Origin of the sequence: Anaerostipes hadrus ATCC 29173 = JCM 17467 (assembly GCF_030296915.1) — a bacterium.
GTDB classification, from domain to species: Bacteria; Bacillota; Clostridia; order Lachnospirales; family Lachnospiraceae; genus Anaerostipes; species Anaerostipes hadrus.
Genome location: NZ_AP028031.1, coordinates 1,386,486 through 1,406,914 on the forward strand (window position 1 = coordinate 1,386,486; position 20,429 = coordinate 1,406,914).

The 20,429-nt window shown below is 31.1% G+C and carries 12 protein-coding genes and 2 pseudogenes; 2 read left to right on the top strand and 12 right to left on the bottom strand.

The window, feature by feature from the left end; all coding sequences use genetic code 11:
• Nucleotides 1-253 precede the first annotated feature (253 nt).
• The 7 genes and pseudogenes from QUE18_RS06825 to QUE18_RS06855 form a co-directional block, all read right to left on the bottom strand.
• On the bottom strand, nucleotides 254-2,377 hold the full coding sequence (locus tag QUE18_RS06825; protein ID WP_009203386.1) for a hypothetical protein: 2,124 nt from the start codon (nucleotides 2,375-2,377) through the stop codon (nucleotides 254-256).
• Nucleotides 2,378-2,395: 18 nt separating this feature from the next.
• On the bottom strand, nucleotides 2,396-3,919 hold the full coding sequence (locus QUE18_RS06830) for a hypothetical protein (protein ID WP_009203385.1): 1,524 nt from the start codon (nucleotides 3,917-3,919) through the stop codon (nucleotides 2,396-2,398).
• Between the two features lie 297 nt (nucleotides 3,920-4,216).
• Nucleotides 4,217-7,126, bottom strand: a complete 2,910-nt coding sequence (locus QUE18_RS06835) for a nitrilase-related carbon-nitrogen hydrolase (protein WP_009203384.1) — start codon at nucleotides 7,124-7,126, stop codon at nucleotides 4,217-4,219.
• A 68-nt stretch (nucleotides 7,127-7,194) separates the two neighbouring features.
• The gene (locus tag QUE18_RS06840) at nucleotides 7,195-8,991 is read right to left on the bottom strand and encodes a DUF4209 domain-containing protein (protein ID WP_009203383.1); all 1,797 of its coding nucleotides are present in this window, start codon (nucleotides 8,989-8,991) and stop codon (nucleotides 7,195-7,197) included.
• Between the two features lie 52 nt (nucleotides 8,992-9,043).
• Nucleotides 9,044-9,211: a hypothetical protein gene (locus tag QUE18_RS06845; protein WP_009203382.1), complete on the bottom strand. Its 168-nt coding sequence runs from the start codon at nucleotides 9,209-9,211 to the stop codon at nucleotides 9,044-9,046.
• A gap of 1,054 nt (nucleotides 9,212-10,265) precedes the next feature.
• A pseudogene (gene mutT, locus QUE18_RS13810) lies at nucleotides 10,266-10,661 on the bottom strand (8-oxo-dGTP diphosphatase MutT); the annotation flags it as partial.
• Nucleotides 10,662-10,701: 40 nt separating this feature from the next.
• Entirely contained in the window at nucleotides 10,702-10,983 is a 282-nt protein-coding gene (locus tag QUE18_RS06855) for a hypothetical protein (protein ID WP_040344159.1), read from the bottom strand.
• Nucleotides 10,984-11,659: 676 nt separating this feature from the next.
• Between QUE18_RS06855 and QUE18_RS06860 the strand changes: the two genes are divergently transcribed.
• Together QUE18_RS06860 and QUE18_RS06865 are read left to right on the top strand one after the other, a co-directional pair.
• Nucleotides 11,660-11,890, top strand: coding sequence for a hypothetical protein (locus QUE18_RS06860; RefSeq protein WP_009203378.1), 231 nt, complete (start codon nucleotides 11,660-11,662; stop codon nucleotides 11,888-11,890).
• A 17-nt stretch (nucleotides 11,891-11,907) separates the two neighbouring features.
• Nucleotides 11,908-14,199 (top strand): hypothetical protein, encoded by a 2,292-nt coding sequence (locus QUE18_RS06865; protein WP_009203377.1) that lies wholly within the window; start codon nucleotides 11,908-11,910, stop codon nucleotides 14,197-14,199.
• A gap of 164 nt (nucleotides 14,200-14,363) precedes the next feature.
• Here the strand turns inward: QUE18_RS06865 and QUE18_RS06870 are convergent.
• The 5 genes and pseudogenes from QUE18_RS06870 to QUE18_RS06890 form a co-directional block, all read right to left on the bottom strand.
• Nucleotides 14,364-15,392, bottom strand: a pseudogene (locus QUE18_RS06870) (IS256 family transposase).
• A 193-nt stretch (nucleotides 15,393-15,585) separates the two neighbouring features.
• A complete protein-coding gene (locus tag QUE18_RS06875; RefSeq protein WP_051040956.1) occupies nucleotides 15,586-18,657 on the bottom strand; it encodes a metallophosphoesterase in 3,072 nt (1,023 codons plus the stop codon).
• Nucleotides 18,658-18,858: 201 nt separating this feature from the next.
• On the bottom strand, nucleotides 18,859-19,434 hold the full coding sequence (locus QUE18_RS06880; protein ID WP_009203373.1) for a SpoIIIAH-like family protein: 576 nt from the start codon (nucleotides 19,432-19,434) through the stop codon (nucleotides 18,859-18,861).
• Between the two features lie 2 nt (nucleotides 19,435-19,436).
• A complete protein-coding gene (locus tag QUE18_RS06885; protein WP_009203372.1) occupies nucleotides 19,437-19,976 on the bottom strand; it encodes a stage III sporulation protein AG in 540 nt (179 codons plus the stop codon).
• 7 nt (nucleotides 19,977-19,983) lie between these two features.
• A complete protein-coding gene (locus tag QUE18_RS06890) occupies nucleotides 19,984-20,427 on the bottom strand; it encodes a stage III sporulation protein AF (protein WP_009203371.1) in 444 nt (147 codons plus the stop codon).
• Nucleotides 20,428-20,429: the final 2 nt, after the last annotated feature.

Sequence of the window (20,429 nt, forward strand, 5' to 3'; positions counted from 1 at the left end):
ATACTAGTTCTTCAATTTTTTTAATAATTCAAACTTAATGTTACAATTTACTTTATAGACTGTTTTCTTAATACCTACGGGATCTTATGTAAACTGTGTGAGGCAACTAAACTTGTTTGAGTATTTATACGATCATCTCCTATCCAAGTACAAAAAGTTAAGTATTTAACTTTTTTGACTTTTTATATTTTGTATAGGATAATGCTAGAAGAGTAATTTTAATAAAAAAGGGACGTGCTATTGTGCGTTTACATTATTCCAGTGTTAAATCTGCACCAATCTTTCTTCCGGAAGTCGATATATTATTAATTGATAGATTTTTCGGACGCGATCCTTCACAATTAATCTTATCTAACCCTTTGCAATTAGATAAATTTACAGCATGAACATCTTTTTTCTTATCAAAAAGTCCATAATACCAAAAATACTCCCTAATCAATTTCTTAGATTTACGTTGTGTAACACAATGTGTAAACGTACACCCACATACTGAAACAACTCTATCATTCTTTGGTTTTTCATATCCTTCTGAAGCTATTAAGAAAGCTTTTTTCATTCTAATTCCGTCAAAATTACAATTATTTATTTTACTTTCTTGCGCTCCTCTCTTGCTTCTTCTAAAACGAAGGGCTGATGCATCATATGCTTTTCGATAGTTAGAATCATCACCATAAAAATCATTTTGAATATTTTTAAATGTACACGAATCAACTATAACACCTCCATCACTTGCATCATCACAATCAATCAATCTATTTTTACACGAAATAAATTGGCAATTTCTTATCTCCGCATTTTTTCTGCAAGAAATAACATCTATACACTCTTCAAAAATACAATTTTGGATTTTTGAAGATTCACTCGTAAAAATTGAATTTTTAATTGGATTTTTGCATTCCTTAAAATAGCATTCTTCAATATTTGATGCATCAATGCCTCCACTAGTGTTTATAAAAGGCGATTGTGTTATACTAGTTTCATCTGATTCAATATACATAAATTTATTATATTTATCTTTAAATATTTCAGAAAACCCTGATTTTTCTATGACAATATTATTATTAAACTGAACTATACAATCATATGACACTTCAATCATAGCATCGTACATTCTTTCTAAATTTTCTTTATAAAACTGTTTTAAATCACTTTGAAAAATTTTACTATTACAAATTATTATTTTGTTTTTTTCATATCCACTTAATCTAAATAAATTAGAAGTACAATTTACTATTTCGCACTGTTCCACAAAAAAATCCTTTGATACTCTAAATAAATATGCACAATCTAAAAACTTAGTATGTTTAATAATTACATTTCCATCACATTCAAAAAAATAGTTTTCTTTGTAACTTAAACATATAATAGTACAATCTGTAATACTCAACTGTCCATTTGCTTTGATTCCTATTCCACTGGAAAGTGCACTATCATTATATTTTAAGATACAATGATCAAATAATAATTCTCCTTCACAAATAACATTAGCATGAATCAAAATTTCTTTATTTTTGTATACTTTCTGTTTTCCCTTTTCAATCTTTAATTCTTTATCTATTATAATACTTGTAAACTCTTCCTCTTCATTTACAATATCTTCATCCTTTAACTCAATATCATCATCAATAAGATTTTCTTCTAACATACCATATTTTTCTATCAAATAATCTGTACCAAAATTCTCCAATTCATTCCTAACCTGCGATTCAATATTTTGTTTTGCTTTATTAGAAATAGTCAGATAATCAATTGCCTCATAAATATTATCAGGCACTGAAAAATCATCTAAACCTCCATCTATTGCACACATCTCTACAATAAAACGATAGAAAACATCTCCAGATTTTATCTGTTCCAACATTTTAGGATTAAACTTACCTTGTGGGATTCCCCTGCCTATAGTTTGAGCTACCCCTGCTCTAAATTTTTTAAGTTTTTCATCATTTCCAACATTAGATGAGTATGCACACAAAAAAAGTAGTAATATATCCTGCTCTATTTGTGGCAAATCTAAAATACTTTGCTGTGGTTTAACACAAACAATATAATTAACAAAAATTTTTTTTACAGATTCATTAGTTTTTTCAATGTTATCTATAATCTCATTAAGTTGTGAATCCAAGCCTTTATAATTTTCGTAGTAAATACGCATAAAAATCGTTTGCAGTTTGCTTAACGACCGTATATCCTTTATTACTTTTTTCTTTTGGTCTGAGCCAAAAGTAATCGCATTTAAAAAATGCTTGTACCATTTTTCATTCTTTAAGGCATAAAAATCATCTGCTTGTGCTTCAAAAAGTTGCTTTGCAGCCTCCCTTGCATCATCAATTGTAAATATATCTTGATTTACTACGATTGAGTTATAATCTTTATCCATATTTTTCTCCCCACTACATTAATTAATCATATTATAAACAGAATCAATCTGTCTGCTCACTTGTTTTAAATGTTCATTTGTCTTCTTCTGCATATCATAAACTTCATCAATTACTTTTATTTCTTCTTCTGCAACGATAGCTACATCTGCCGATGCCATTGCCATTTCTAATCGATTCTTCTTTGCTTCCATAGCTACATCTGCAGTGCAAGCAATAGCAAATCTTCCTATTCCAATATAATTAATTCTTAATACAAACTGCGTTGAAAATAAAGCCATATTACCACCTGATTTAGCCCCAGCCATAATAGCAGTATCCGCCATATCTACAACTTCCATCGTTCCAGTTGAAATGGTCATCATCCTTGCAATAGTACGATTTCCAAATGGAATAACCTTTGTCCATTCAATCAATTCTATATTTTGTTTTTCTTTTATTTCTGAATACAAATGTCGTACAAAATAAAAGCAACGTGTCAAAATCTCATTGATTACTACAGGAAAAAACTGTCTTTTTAATTCGTGTTTTACCGCCTCCTCAGTTCTAGAATCAAATTTGTTATCCGCACTTTGAAAAAGAGCATTTAAAGCATTTAAATCTAATTGATTCTTTCCTTCACCTATTCCTTTTGTGAACGCCTTATACAATTTTTCTGAAAAATCTGACTCTTTGAAAATAGGTAATACAGACAATTCCTTTAAAAGCGACATCAGTGATCCAGGAATACCCATTCCACTACCAACAGTAGAACTTGAACCACTTATATCACTATATAAATGTCCTTTTCTATATTTTATCACATTTATTATCCAGTTTAAGAATCCTGAACTAATTTTAGCAGAAGGAGTTTTCCCTTCAAGCATTCCATTTTCGTCAACCTCAATGGGTATGTTTATTACAGCTCCTTCTCGGTTAACATATGTAGCTTTTTGCGTAAACTGTGATGCTATGCAGCAAATTAATCCTCCCAATGTTGGATGATGTGAAAAATCATCTAAATGATGAGATTTTGGCGTTACTTTATCTGCTACTCCTTTCCATGAATTATCACCTGGTAGTGGATATTTCCACTCTAAAAACCTTATAGCAGTTTCTAATCGTTCTGAATCTAATGGCTTAAGACGTGTTCCTCCTTTTCCTTCTAAAGAATTATTACAAAACAGTAAATAATCCGGATGCTTTTTTGCAAAAATCATAACCCTATCATTCATCTTTTCATTTGATATTGCCTTAGCCTCTTTAAAGTTCCATTCTCCAACAAAAATAGCATCAATCAATCCTGCAATCAATCCAGAAGTAACAGCTAACGCATAATCCACTCCATTTGCATTACAAGTAAGTTTTTCAATTTCTTCTACAGTTTCTGAATAATTATCTAAAAAATCTTTTGTTTTTTTCTGAAATAATTCATGTTCATCTTGGTTCATTAAAGTATCTGATTCCTCAGAAAATTCTATTCCTGCCTTCTCTGGAAAACACAAATCATATTTTATTCTGAAACCGTCTATTTCTTTATGATGAAGTATGTGTTTTGCTTTCATATAAATACTCCTCCTCAACTTTGTGCTATATGATTTCTTAATGTCTTAGGAACCTTAAGGAAATTCCTAAAAACAACACCAGTCATCAAAAAATAACATTTTTAAAATTATTTTTTATTTCATCGTGTATAATTTTAAAATATTCTTTCACCCTAAAATAATCTAGTATTTTTTTCATTGATTTATTTTTTCATTTTCCTAAGAATTCCTTATGTTCTTCATTTTCATTCATCTTTTTCTCCTTTTGTATTTCACATCATAATATGCTTATTACTCGAGTATTTAACTATTCTTATTCTAAATTTCACCCCATCCCGCAGGTAATGGTTTAAATGGTCCACTAATTTCCAAACCTTTTCTACATTTTCTTAATCTTTCTATATCAACCGTACCAATCAATACCGAAGCATTTTCTCCACCCTTTACTCTTAGAATATTTGCATAATCTTTTTTTGTCGGTTGTACAATTCTACTATCCCCATATTCTGACATATTAGCTTGTACACAATAGCAATACATATCTCTACTTAATGCTTCCATAATATTTCCAAAATAATGTGTATCTTTATTCCATTCTACTCCACACAAAATATCTGCCTGCCCTTGAAAAGTCTGTCTTAATTTTATTGATGTTAATTCATAACAACAATACGTTACAAATTTTATACCATTCCATTCAAACAATGTATGCTTCTGTCCTTTAGCCGGTTCACATCTTACCTTTTCTACATCCTTTAACTCCCGTGGTGAAAAATATTTTTTTTGGTGAAAAAATGGCACTGCATATGATGTCTCACTAATTTTTATAGGTAAAATTGTAGTTGTTAAATTATACACTAGATGTTCATGTTTTATATGTTCAATTCCACCTATTATCACCATATTATGTTTTGCCGATTTCTTTTGCAATATCTCCAAATATTCCAATGGAATATATGCTTCAGGAAAAACCAATAAATCTACATGATTGCGTATTGCTTCATTTAAGATTCGCCCTATTTCTTTACATCTATTTGAAACATCTCTTGTTTTGTCATTTAATATATCTGCAATATCGTCTCCATTCATTTTCACATTAGCAACTGCAATATGCATTTCTTTTTTTGATTTACTCTTAATCTTTATTAAAGAATGTTCATTTTCAAAAGATTGTACTGAAATATATCTCTCCAAAATAGTTCCTTTATTCTCTCCAAAATTTTCTGCATATTTTCTATACAAGATTTCCACACATTCTTGATCTGAATATAAAGTTCTATTTCCATTTTTAATTGATCTAAGTAACTCACCAAATAAAATTTCAAATGGACTTAGTATATAGGGTGCATATTTTCGATTATTTTTTATATATGGATTCTTTAAACCATATTCCATATATTGAGTTAATGGTAAAAAATTCTTATTATCTTCCACTGAAACATTCGGCTGAATTTCTTCCATGAAATTTTCTATATTAATAGGCAATAACGATTTGTTAATCATTCTCGATCTACAATATAATTCTCGAATTTTTTCTATAACATCTATATTGTATAAATTATCATATTTTTTATATTTCTCACAACCTTGAAATATAATACTCGTTTCTGCTATTGCATGATCAACATCTTCTCCCCAAAATATTGCTGTTGATCTTGTCAAACAAGACAAATAATAATATATTAAAGAGTCCCCCACATTTTCAATTTCGTTACTTTTTAAGTACCCATATTCTTCAGATTTATTGGTGTTTTCATCCATATGATTAATTGCTTGAAATACAACTTGAGACAAATGCACTATGCCTTTACTATATTTATTGATTACATAATAATTAAGAATACTTTCCCATAACGTATAATTATTCAACGTCTCTTTATAGTCTAATATTTGTTCTAAACTCTTTGTGAATTTTTCTACAATTTTTCTTTCTGTAAATTTAGACATCAAAATATTTTTGCCTAATATCTTTGACATAGCATATTTATCAATAGTCGTTTTGTTAATTGATCTTAATTTATTAACACTATCATCTCTTTCAATTCTAAGAATCTCTGTTCCGAATTCTTCTACTGCCGTTTCTGGAATATAATTAAATTCACTCGTATTTTTGCAAATATCATTATGTATTTTATCAATAATTGTATCATAGCCATCTTTATCTATATAAAAAAATCGAAACTTTTCTCCTTGAAATACTAGTTTTTCATAATTTTTAAGATAAAAAGATTCATCTTCATTCTTTCCCAATATATTTTCTTTGCTTAGTTTTTTTATCATATAATCAAAAATATATTGATTCCCCTTTTTTAGAATTTGTTTCTTTAATTTAGGAGCCTCATCATCTGGAATTTCCATTAATAACAACATATCATCAACATAGCGACCATAATATGAAATATCTGAAACTTTATCAATCATAAGATCTACATCTTTCAAATATTGATTTGCTATAATATTAGCTGGTAGAAATCCTATTGGTAAAATATTAGCATTTTTATATCCACATTTCTTTGAATATGTTTCAAAAACTTTATAAACAAACCTATTCAATCTTTTTATAATGTCTAGATCATCTATATCCTTACAAAAATCTACTGTCATTTTGTCATATATTTTCTCTGTAATTTCTACATTGTAATAATATCTGGTTAAATCTAACATTGTTATTATTAAACTTTTTGTTCCTGCCTTTTCTCTAGCTAAATTTAATCCATTATTTCTCCAACTTTCATATTGATTAAAATATGGTTTAAATAAATTAGGAGATGCTGTTGTTTTTTGTCCATCAAACATTAAATTTTCATTTAATCGATTCCCATAGCAATTTTCATATAATTTCTCATCTATTTTATATCCTATTTTTAGTATCCACAATATTCCTAGTATATGACCATCCACTGACATATCTATAAAATTATTATATTTTTCTATTTCTATATCCTCACCGTTTATATTAGAGATTACAATGGACTTAGTGTCTTCTATCTCATTTTTATTTCTTATTTTCTTAGGGAATGTTAATACTTTTATAGATTTCAAGATTTTATTTTCATAATTTATCCATTTATTTTCCTCTTGAATTGCCTCATAAAGATCTGTCAATTTTTCATCTATATTGTATTCCTCATATTCTGCTATTCGCATTCTTAAAAACGGTACTGTTTTATCTAAATATACACTCCCTTTTAATTTTCTATATGCATCTTCAACTAATTTCTTATCCATAACTGTATTTCATTCCCCTTATATATTATTGTTTAACTATTATTTTGACAAAAATGTTGTGAAAATTTTTAACGAATTACTTTGAACGCATCCTTACTCGGCATCTCAAAATGTTTTAACTTCTCACTATTTTTAAAAATCTGATAGCAAGAATGAGAAGTTAACGAAAGTAACTTTATAACTGCTACTCCCAAATATAAACAAGCACCTGTAGAGCAAGTATATTCATCCATAATACCATGTGCAATTTCATTTCTTATATTAGCACCTGCTCGTTCATTTAGTAAACCTCTAAATGTAAATAAAATATCATTATCATAACAATCTAACATTTCAGGTAAAGAAAAAACAGAACTTAATACCTTTTCCAGAGATGAACCATCACTTTCTAATGTTATTGTCAAGCCACCCACCTCTCGAGCAATGTTTCTAAAAAGTTTTTCTACTTGTGGTGCAAGAATATGAATTGCTTCATAATAATCCCCATTTATAAACATGTACAATCCACTTTGAAATATGCGTTCTCTTCCATCTGGAATAATCAAATTGTCTTTCACTAAAAATTTCATCTTTGAGTCATCAATAACAAACTTTTCCCTCAATAAAGACAATGCATTTTTAATCCAAATATCCCCTAAAAGTTTTTGTTGTTCTAACGCATTTTGATACATATGCAATTTCAAAAATTTTAAATTTTTTTCTGGGTTATGAATATCTAATGGTGGCAATACTAACACTGTTTGTCCCTCAGCATTAATTAATTTTTTTTCAAATAAATGAGCTATAGGATTTTCATTATATCTTTTTATCACACGTTCTTTAATATCTTCATACTTCTCAAATACAAGCATTTGTGTTAACCTAAGGATACTTTCCTCAAAAGTTAATCCATCCATATTGATTTTAAGATTTTCAATAACACCTTTTATATCAATTTCCTTGGTAAATGGTACCATTATTTTAGGAATTTCTTTCTGTATTTCAACTAATCTTCTATGTGTATTTTCTGCTTTTTGAGTTTCTCCATTATCTCGATATAACATTATCCCTTTTTGATAATAATTAACTGCCCTTAATGCATCTTGAATATTATTCTGAAATATCTTCTCAGCAAAATCTACATAATAATTTGCCCACATTATTTTATTTTGTTTCGCTTCGTCATTTCTTTTTAATTTAGATAAGCACTGTATCTTTAATTCATAGGCTTGTTCAACTTTAATAACGTTATTATCACTATCATTGATCAAATCATCTAACACTTTTAAAAATATAGATACATCGAATCCTTTTTGATAAAAAAACAACTCTATTATTCGCAGCAAGAAAAAACCATCACTACTTGCAGTATTACTCTTAATAAAATTATTAAGCCACTCTTGTATTTCATTATATAATGTATCTTGTTTTGTTTGCACTGAAATACATACAGCTCTTTGTATCATATCAAGTGAAGCAATATTTTCATTAGCCTCATACCAAAGAATAAATAATTTCCAATATGTATTGGCCGCAATTTTTGCAGCAACAAATTCTTTTTTATTTACCCACAATATATCAGCAATTCGTGCACGCAAAATTAATGGTAATTTCTCTAATTCCAAATTCTGCAATTTTAAATAATCATCTTCGGATATATCTTCAATTGAAAAAGCACGTCTACCATCTGCCATTACAAGCATAGGATGGAATTCTATTCCATTATTATCAATTTTCATGCCTAATGAAGATATATTTTTTACTAAATCAAAAATATATCTTTCTTCTTCAGGTAATTTTTTCTTGTCAGCATCCGTAAACAAACTAGATAATAATGTATATTTTTTATCTACAATAATTTGATTCAATAATTCATATATACTCACACTCTCAACTCCTAATACGAATTTACTCTACAATATATTATCTCATCTGTAATTATATTCTTAGCCATTCTGATAATTTAGAACCATTCTTTTTTCCAACAATTACGCATGTTGTGAGTGCACCTAAAATAACTCCACCTTTTTTTACATACTTGGCAACATTTTCCATTTTCTTATGATCATATCTATTCAACTTTTTCTTTTGAAATCTCTCTTCCATCTGACAACACCTCCAATAACCTATCACCAGTAACTTCAACTGCAACATAATCATACAATTTGCCATTTTCTAAAAATTGTTTCTTTTCAATTTCCATATACCATAATGCATGATTATAAAACATATCATCAAGATCAACACCCCTGTGTGCTAACTCTATTGACTTAAGTTTACCAAAATCTATACCATCTAAAAAAGCTATGCCATCTTCAAATGTCTGTTCAACAGCAGTCATTTCACCTTTATATGCATATGTTCCTGCAATCATCTTTGTAGCTTGCAAATACATTTCATAACATTCCTGAATATATTCAATTTCATCATCCTTTTTATTCTGATAGTTGCTATGAGCCAATGTATTTAAAAAGAGCACCACTCTACTCTCTGGCAAAGGTTCAAAATTCTCTATTCGTCGAACCATTGCTTTACCAATTTGCTCCCGACCTAAAAGTAAATTGTGGATTCCTAACCGCATCTGCTCATTCTTATCATTTTCATCTTGTAATGTCAACGCAAGCATTATTTCTTTTCTTCCCGCTTCAATAAATGCTACTCTATCATCTTGCTGTCCACGTTCAATCATTTCAACTGTCTGGTAAGTTTCTTCTATTCTTTCTGATAACTGAGCCATTTGCTGTTGCATACATATATTATGATAACTATTGCAAATATCTTGGAAAGGATTACCCCGTATAAATTCTTCTTGCTCAATTGGCAAATTATCTACAAATCTATACTGTCCAGTTTCAGCCTTTCTCATTAATGTGGGCCATTCTATTCCAGTTGTTTTATTCTGATTAATAAAATACTCACCTGTTTCGTATTGCTTTTGATACTGTATTGGTATTTGAACTACATATTCCACACCTTTTTCTATTGTAGATACAATTTCTGCAATGTTAACATATTGTGCCAATCTATCAACGGCACTAGCAAAATCAATATTTGTCATTCCTTCATGGATTTTAAGAATTTTGTTACTTCTACTATCTAAAACAATTTTTTCCTCTAATTTTTCTGTTTCTTCAGTTGAAATGATTTCCTTATTTGCATTCATTTCAATGCGAATTTTCTCTATTAATGTTAAATTTATCGATAACCATTGAACAGAATCTAGTTCATCTTTGCTTAACCACCTAGCTGCTTCTGCCTTCTTCAGAACCAGCTTACCAGTTATTGTCTCACACCAAAAAAAGTCCATTGAAATATGAAACTTAGGATAATCATATTCAATAGTATCAATCAAATCATATACTTCGATTTTCATATCCAATTCTTCTTCAATTTCACGTTTTAATGCCTGCTCCGGTGTTTCTCCTTCTTCTATTTTTCCACCTGGGAATTCCCATAGATCTTTAAATTCTCCGTAGCCCCTTGCCACAGCAAATATTTTATGCTTTTCTTTTACCGAATCACAAATAACTGCAGCAGCAACTCTAACTGTTTTCATTTATTAACCCTCTCATTTAGATGGATATTTTGAATTCTTCTTAAAAGAATCTTTCCAACCTATTTTTACATCTAATACCAAAATTATCTTTTTTTATATCATTTATAGACAAATCTTTGACAGGCTCTTCCATAATATATTTAAATCCTGATCTTTTTAATTTCCTTACAACTTCTTGATAATTTTTTCCTATAAAATCTGAATCAACATAATCCACAGGAATTCTAATTAAATATTCATAACACCCTATTGTACTTGTCAATATAAGAGTAATTATTAAATCAACTATTATTAAGCCCTTTCGATGTTGTCTTCTCCACACTTTTTCTTGTTTCTCTTTCTTTTTGTTCTATTTCCCTCTCTGACTCTTTTCTTTGCTTATCGTCCAAAATTTTAGCCATACATACATTTTTTTATATACTCACATTGAATATTAAAATTCCCTATTTATTTTCATGTATTTTCCAATTCTATTTTTTTGGTAAATATAGTGAATTATATTTATGATTATAACATGTTTTTGTTTATTTTCAATAATTTAAGTTTCCGTTTGCCCACACGTGTCATAGCAACAGACTTGCGCTGTGTAGACTTTACCTTGGACTCCGTAACACTGCGCAATAATTTGCTCATGGTTGGTTTCTTTCTTGTTGCCTCTTGGTATGATGTTATTATAGCATAATGTAATGTCACCATAGTTTAGAAAATTACGCATTTCGTCCTGTGCCTAAATTCCGAACACAAACCTAATAGCGGCCTTTAATGAACTAATCATAATAGATTATTAAATATTGACAAATAGATAATCAATATCTATAATTTAGATATTGATTATCTATAAAATTAGACATTTCTGCTACTGGTATAAGCAACTAATGTGATAGCATTATCGTAAAGTAAATGAGCTTACAGTGTTACCATCTGAACAAAAGACATTAAAAATAGATATAAATTAGATATTTGTTAAGTTATGTATATCTAACACAAGGAGGCAGAATATGATTAAGAAACAGAATTTGATGACGGCACTCGACACGTTCGATATCAATGCCGACAAGAAACATGATAAGAACGGAGCCGACACATCTACATCTCGCGCAACGTCGCTGGTTTCCATGACAAAAAGCGATAAGGAACGTCTGACAGCAGTTGCAAAAGCTCACGGTCTGAGTTTGAGCGCGTTCTTTCGTTTAGCCGCTGACGAGTACATCGCAAATCACAATTGGTAATAAGGAGGAGTTTATATATGGCAAATTATGATACTGAACGTGAGGGACAGATTGAATTTTACAAGACATTTCTGCCCCTTATTGATCCGAATCTCACATTGGATGATATTCTTGCAGACGATAACGACGGTGTTTTGAACGGAAATCTGTTGGAATTCAAGTTACGCGTAAATGATTTAAACGCAGTGTTGTTCCAATGCGTGAAATACCTTTCAGCCCTGCGTATCAAAGGTAAGCCGGTCCCTGCAAACATCGTTATCATCGATCTAAATGCTGAGCAAGCATATCTTTATAAATCGGCAAACTACCTCAATGACATCGAAAAAGTATATTCAGGTGGAGCTTCAAAATCGAATACAGGCTTTGTTGGTCGTGGATATAATAAAAAATATATATATGGTGCAGATCAACTTTCGACAACACAACTAATTAAATGCCTAAAAGAAACGGAATTCACGCGTATTCATATCGATGAGAACTGCATCGTTGGCTGGGCAACAGCGTTTTACAAGGCTGTACCTACAGCACGTAAAGAAGACTTTCTCGGCGACGATACAGGTAGACACAAAACTATCGGCGAGATTCGCAATCCATCAGTGTTTGCCAAGTACATTTATCCATACAAAGGTATTACGAACGTCAAGTTCCAATATTTAATGGACAAGCTAAACGATACACTTCAGAAGAAAAATCTTGGAGCATTTTACACCCCGACGACCTATGCCGAAAAATCTCATGAACTGCTACGTATGGCGATTGACCGCGTGCCCGCAGGAAATGACTATGTTATCATCGACCGTTGTGCAGGGACTGGAAACTTAGAGAAAGGTCTCACAGACGAGGAACTAGCGCATTGTATCTTGTCTACCGTTGAATATTACGAGTACAAAGTCATGCAAGAGATTCTTGGAGCAAAAGTCCGTCATATTATCCCACCCATTGAGTCTGATGACACATTCAATGCCGGGCTCGTGCGTGGAGCCGATGCCCTAAGTGAAGAATATGTCCAAAATCCTGTTATCAAACAGTATGTGAATGACCCAAACTGTACGATTATCTTATTTGAGAATCCACCATACGTAGAGACTACAAGTGTTGAACATCAGCGTAAGGGAGCTGGTAAGAAGTCTTCAACATGGAAAAATAGCTTTGTCGTTTCTGAAATGAAGAAAGAGGTTAGAGGTACAGCATCAAATGACCTTGGTAATGCATTTATTTGGTCTGCATTCAAATATTACCTTCGCCAGCCAACTGATAGCTACGTGGTCTATTCGCCAGTGAAGTACTGGAAAGCACAACATCTTATCAATCGAAAATTTCTCAGTGGCTTTGCATTGAACCGTAAGCACTTCCATACGAACATCGACGCATGTGTCGCAGTCATTCTTTGGGGTGTAGAATCTGATAATATTACTGAGTTCAATCTTGATGGATATGATATCGATATGACCGGTAAGCTTGTTTCCTGTGGCAGTCTACCTGTTAAACGTATGTACTCGCGTCTGAGCGATGCCTACTATGACCGTAGTACTGAACCTAGCGATGTCCTTGATGGTATTTGTGTTGAATTTGATGGTACTGAGTGCATGTCGAAAACTAAAAAAATTTATGCCAAAAAGCGGTACAACGATGACATTATTGGCTATCTTGTTGCTATGACCGCAGGTTTCGACAATCCTGACCTGAACACTAAACTACTACGTGCCGAAGCATACAATGGTCATGGTTTCTGTCTTCGCAAACATAACTATCTCGAAAAGCTTCCTATGTTCTGCACTGGAAGATATATCACATATAACCGTGAGTGGACAGAACGTGCTCGAGTCATGAAGTCTGGAGATGGAGCTGATAAGTTCCACACTGACGTCGCATCAGGAAAGCTCGATCAATGGTTGCGTAAATGTCTATTGTTTACCTGTATTGAAATGCAGAACCATATACGTACGTTCACTGGAAGCGATGGTCGTTTTTACCGCAATGAACTATGCATGGACACAACAAATGGTCCAACTGTTGCATCAAAAGATCTAGATTTACTCATTTGCGAAGATGCTGAACTTTGCATTATCGATCAATGGAATACATTGTTAGAATCCGCAAAACAGACTGACGAATATAATCCATCACTCACTTATGGTGTGTATCAAATATTTGCCGAGATTGATACATCTTACAAAGATGATGATGGCAACACCATTTGGAATAACATTGAAGTACATTCCGCTCTTCGGACGTTAAAATCTCTGGTTAAAGATTACTATAATAAAGAAATCGTACCGACATTGTTCAAATATGAATTCTTAAAATAATACAACATAGAAACTGTTTCAAGTTTTGTGTAAACACAAAAAACTGATATAAAATTAATCAATAGTTATGAGGGTTATGAGTCAATTTTTGACTCATAGCCCTTATCTGCATTATATAAAAAATTTTGGACATGTCAAATAGATCTGCCTCAAAATACAGATTTTTAATACATATATTTTTCTAATCGTTCTTCAAAAAATATATCCAATTGTGCACGGATCTGGCTCCAGTCCCTTCGGCGACCAGTCCACTTTTCTCCGAAATCTTCAAGATTCTCTAAAGCAATCTCTTCGGTTGGTGCAGCATACACTGCTTTAAGATCAGCCATGACTTTTCGACTGCCTTTATAAGATGCATATCTTGTTGTATTTCGTATCTGATGAATAACACATTGCTGTATCTCTGTTTGTGGAAATACGGCTTCAATTGCCTGTGGAAATCCTGTCAGTCCATCCACACATGTGATCGGGATATCTTTCACTCCTTGATTTTTCAGCCCATTGATGATAGAAAGCCAGAATTTAGCACTTTCATTATCGCCTACATATATTCCAAGGACTTCCTTTTTCCCATCCATGTTGATACCAAGCACAATATAAACTGCACGTTTTACAATCCGTCCTTCACTTCGTACATGATAATGGATGGCATCCATATAAACAACAGCATATACTTCTTCCAAAGGTCTTTCCTGCCATTTCTTTACGATCGGAAGGATCTTATTTGTGATACGGCTGATCGTGCTGTCTGATATATCAATATCATAAAGATCTTTCATGTGAGATTCAATATCTCCGGTTGTCATGCCCTTTGCATACATGGAGAGGATCTTTTCTTCCATGTCCTAGGTAACAGTATTCTGATATTTCTTGATCAATCGTGATTCATATTCACCGTTGCGATCACGAGGAACAGCAATTTCAATATCACCATAACTGGTATGCATGGTTTTTCCAGAATGACCATTACGGCTGTTCTCCGTATCTTTATTACGATAATCGTATCTGGAATAACCCAGTTCCTCATTAAGTTCTTCATCCAGAGCACCTTCAAGGATTACTGACATCATATCACGCATGATTGCATTAACGTCCGTTCCATTTTTTATGCTGATATCATTGTCTTTTAAATATCCTTGCATTAGTTGCCTTAATGCTGCTTTTTGCGGTGTGTCTCCTTTTCTTCTTCCCATAAAAAAACCTCCAAACTGAGTAATATTATCTTACATCAGTTTGTGTAAACCTTTTTTATATAATGCAGATAAGGGCTATGAGTCAATTTTTGATTCATAGCCCTCTTAACTATTGACTAATCTTATCATTTTTTTGTATTTACACAAAACTTGAAACGGTCTCAGAAATCACAAACAGCCCTTATAAATCATTTTATTTATCTTTCAATAAGTTATTATTTTGACAAATATCTATCTCCTGATTATTAGAATTTATTTTTAATTGTTCTGTGTCATACCAGCTTGTTAGAATATTGGAATACAATTTTTGCATTTTTTTAATTTCGACAGAAATTCTATAAATATCCGTTTCTAAATATTTCTGTGGTTCTAACGCTACTTTTTCATTTCTATGCCCCTTAAGTAATACACTATTATCATCTTGCATCTCGATGGCTTTCAAATAATCAAAATATAATGTAGGACACTTTTCTTTTAACAATGATATTATATTAGGATATACTATTTTATTAATTATATCCGATGCCCAATAAGATACTATCTCCAATCCTATTGGATTTACATATACATGATTATAATAATCAATGTCTATAATACATCCATGGATTCTTCCACTACCACCAATTTTCTTAATTTCATCTGAAATCCTTTGTTGATACTTTGTATATTTATCCAACGGATTCTTAACTGTAGATATCATTAATTCCATATTATCAAAATAAAATTGGATATCTTTTTTATCCAATTTTTTTGATGCCCCACCATTTAATATACATAACGATCCTGTTTTTGTTTTATATATAAAGCAATAGTATCCCTTTTTCTTTAACATATATAATATCAACACTTTTCTATTAAATGTCATATTTATATTTTTCCCTTTTGCAAAATCTCTATATTGCTCAGATGTAATTTCATAAATTCCATCTTTATAATAATCAAAACAATCATACTCTCCACTTAATAAAAAATTTTTTAAATGTGGATTTTCATTCCTATATCCTATTTGATTATTTGCATATATCCTTTCCACACCATCATCATGAAACATCGACTTATGTGTATGTCCACTAACATATACAAATTTTTTATGACAACTTTCATTTGCACACCAATCTTTTTTTGGTGTATGCGTAAAAATAATAGTATTTTTCTTGTCTAATAATTTTTCTAACTTATAATATAATTTTTCAAACTTTTTACTCTCTACAATTTCAACATCCCTGTCAATAGTTTCTCTATATATTCCCTGATTGGCATTAAACTTTTTATTATATCCTGAAAATGCAAGTCCTCCTAATATAACCATTCTTGAAGATTTCAATTTTTCTATAATATTACTATCTTTAAAATGCATCAATTTATTATATGGTATAATATTAGTTTCATTTTTATTATCTTTATACATTAAATCGTTATGTAACAAATACATATCATATTCTTCTAAAAAATTTCTATATTTTTCGACAATCTGATTCAATGATAACTCTGGAAAATTCCATAGCTCATGATTTCCAAGAACAAATACAAATTCTTTCTTTACATAGCTTTGATCTGCAATTTTTCTAAGTATCTTCACAAACAATCTAAATATTGAAAATGTTGATGATACATCTCCTCCAATCAAGATTATCTCATCACTTTCTTTTACTATATTATCAGCAATTTTATAAATCAAATAATATATATCTTCTTTTGATTCACATTCAGCATGAGCTATTCTGTGAAGTAAATGTAAATCTGATATATAACTAATTCTATAATCTCCTTCCACATCCATATTATCAACTGAAATACCATATTTCTTTGACTCAATCTTTTCCGACTCCATCTGCTTTTCATTATCTTCTACACATGCAAACTCTTGTACCAACTTTTTATCATAGATATATTTATCATACATAATATTTAACGATTTACATACCTGGCTCGTCAATTTAGCGTTCTTTAAATTAATATCTTTTATATCTAAAAGATTTTTCATTCCTGTACAAAAAATTAAGTTTGCATCTGATAAATCTCCTTTTAAAAAAGCAATAAAGTCAAAAAAATATGTAAAATCAAATGTTTGTTCTTTTACTTCATATCCATATTTATTATACCAAGTTTTTTTTACTAAAAATTTCTCATTTTCATATGTTTTTTCCACCTCATATTCTAATTTTTGATTTCTCTCTACTGGTAATTTTGTTGTATCATCTATTACATATTTCGACAAATCCATATCTAAACCAAACGCATCAGATAAATCACATTCCCTCAAATCTCCATTTCTATACTTAATAAAGTCATTAAAATTTTCAAAAGCTTGATATACTCGACTTCTACGTCTCTGCTTTCTATCTCTATTAATCACATACCAATCAATCATTGTTTTCTCAAAAAAATAATGTATATTTTTATCAAAATAAGCAACCACTGTTTTTTCTATATTGTTATTATTTTCAAAATCATCTACAAATTTTTTGATTAAATTTATATGTCTTTTATTTACAATTTTAGAATTCTGTGAATAATTATATTTTTCAGCTACTTCTTTCGGATTATAAATTAAACATAACCCTTGTACAATGTTGTCTCCATAATAATCTTTTGATAAATATTCCATTAGTATATCTAAATGTTTGTTATCGGGCTTATTTGAACGTGCATATTGAAAAAACATAATTTCTGCATAGCTTTTCATTTCAGAATTTTCATATTCATCACATACGTTTTTAAATTCTTCGTATGTATCACAATTATTAAATTTTCTTATCCATTGTTTAAAATCCTTCTTTCGATGCTCTGATTCAATATAAAAATCCATTTCTTCTTTTAATAATGGATTTTTATAATCATCTATGTTTTCAGATATAAAACATTTCTTTCTCTTTAATTTTTTTATATTTAATTTTAATATTTTGGAAAAATCATCCTTAAATGAATATTGATAATAACATGCATTTTCATATATATCACCATCTAAAAAATTATAATATTCTTCAAAGGTGTCAAATGTAATTTTATTTTCTTTATACCCCCAATTATTCATCCAATCTCTACATAGCCATTCCTCTTCCACAAAAAATTTTTGTCTAATAATATCAAATCCTCTTCGCTTACTCTTTCTTAATCCAAGTTGTCTTTCAGCTCTTACAATCTTCATATCTAAAGCAAATTCTTCTGGAATATTCGTTATATCCAATTCTCTATTTTTTAATTTTGCGATAATATTTTTAGCATCTAAATTTATTGTATCTAGTTGTAAATCATTATATATCATCTCTTCACCACCATTTTCTATAGTCATTACCTACATTATATTCAAACTCATTTATAATATATATTATGAATCAATTCAATTAAATACACAACTCTAATATATGAATTTGTATATAAACAAAATTCTCTCTGGATGATATTCATTTATCAATGAATATCATCCAGAGAGAGTCAAAACATCTATTCCATATTAACCTTCCACCTACTCCTCCGTCTTAATACTACTAATCACCACATCCCCCAACTGGCACCCCACTTTCCTCACCACAATATCCTCAATCTGACTCCTCTCAACCTTCGACAGATCCTTCTTATTCACCAACACATCTACCTTCCCATTCGTAATCGTAACAATACTATTCAAAAATCCCTTAGCCCCCAGCAGATTCTCCGCTGCAGTCTCCATCTCCATCTGCTCTGACAACATTGCCAGCTTATCCACCGCATCCTGTTTCACACTATCCTTCACTGTCTTATCCTTAATAATCTCTTCCAATGTATCCTTCGCCTTACTATGTGTCTGCTCCCTCTCAAGTTTCGCCTTTGCCACATAATTACTAACCTGTGCATTTGTAAGCACCGCTTCCCCAACATCGGTAACGTCATCGGTCACTGCTGCCGCACTCTCTTTTGCCACGTTCTTTGAAACTGTCTTCGTCTTACTATTCTTCGCCCCATCCGAATCGTATTTCTGACTATAATTTACATACCCTGCAACAGCAATCACGACCGCTAGGGTCATGATGATCATCTGATTTTTCTGAAATACTTTTTTCATTATTAGGAATCCTCCATTTTTAAGACTTTCACTTTATAAGATGAAATATGAAATAACACAGAAACTGCTTCAACGATCTGATTCTTTATAATATCATTCCCGCCGCCTTGGGCGACAACGACCACTCCTTCGACAACTGGTTCTACTTCTTTGATCACATATGGGACTTTCTTTCCATCTTCTTCGACTAAGACAGTCTGTTCATCTTCTTTGACCGTTTTTTCTTTTTCACTGCTGCTTTGTTCGTAGGGACTGTCTTTATTTACGACGGCTTCTTTGGATGAATTAACGGTGATCATCACTTTTACTTTTCCGACTCCTTCTACATGTTTTAATGCATTGACCAATCGCCTCTCCTGCTTTTTCACATAGAGATCAGTAGAATCTTCTTTTGCTGTGGTTTCAGTGCTTTGTGCGTTCTTCTTTGTCTTCCCGGATGGGATGCTTACGATGATCAGGCTGATGCCAAGAAGTAAGATCAGGCAAAGTTTTGGAATGCCGATATTTTCGATCAGATGTTGTAGTTTTTCCCTCTCTATCATATTTCTTCTACTCACTTATATTTATATTAGATTCCTTCATATTATAGAAGTTTGAAATTGCGGTTTTTAGTTTCTTTGTATGACGAAGCTTGTCTGTTTTGATGTCGATCTTCTCGATGGTTCCTTTTTCATTTACCTTTGAGTCAACGTCTAATACTTTGAGATCGTACTGTGAAAATAATGTTGTGATCTGTTCTTTGATCTGATTTTGTTTTTCTTCTTTTGCACCATCTAAAAATGCAGGGTTATTTTCTCCTTTGACTGCGGTTGAGATTGCCTGTGTCACGATATCTTCGTTGGATAAATAATAGGATATTGGCTGCATCATCAGGGAGATGAGCATAAATCCTGTCATTAACCGAAGGTATGGACGGTAGATGCTTTTGTCGCAGAGCTGATCGATCAGTGTTGTTAAAATCAGAAAAAATATGATCATTTTCAGATATTCCATAA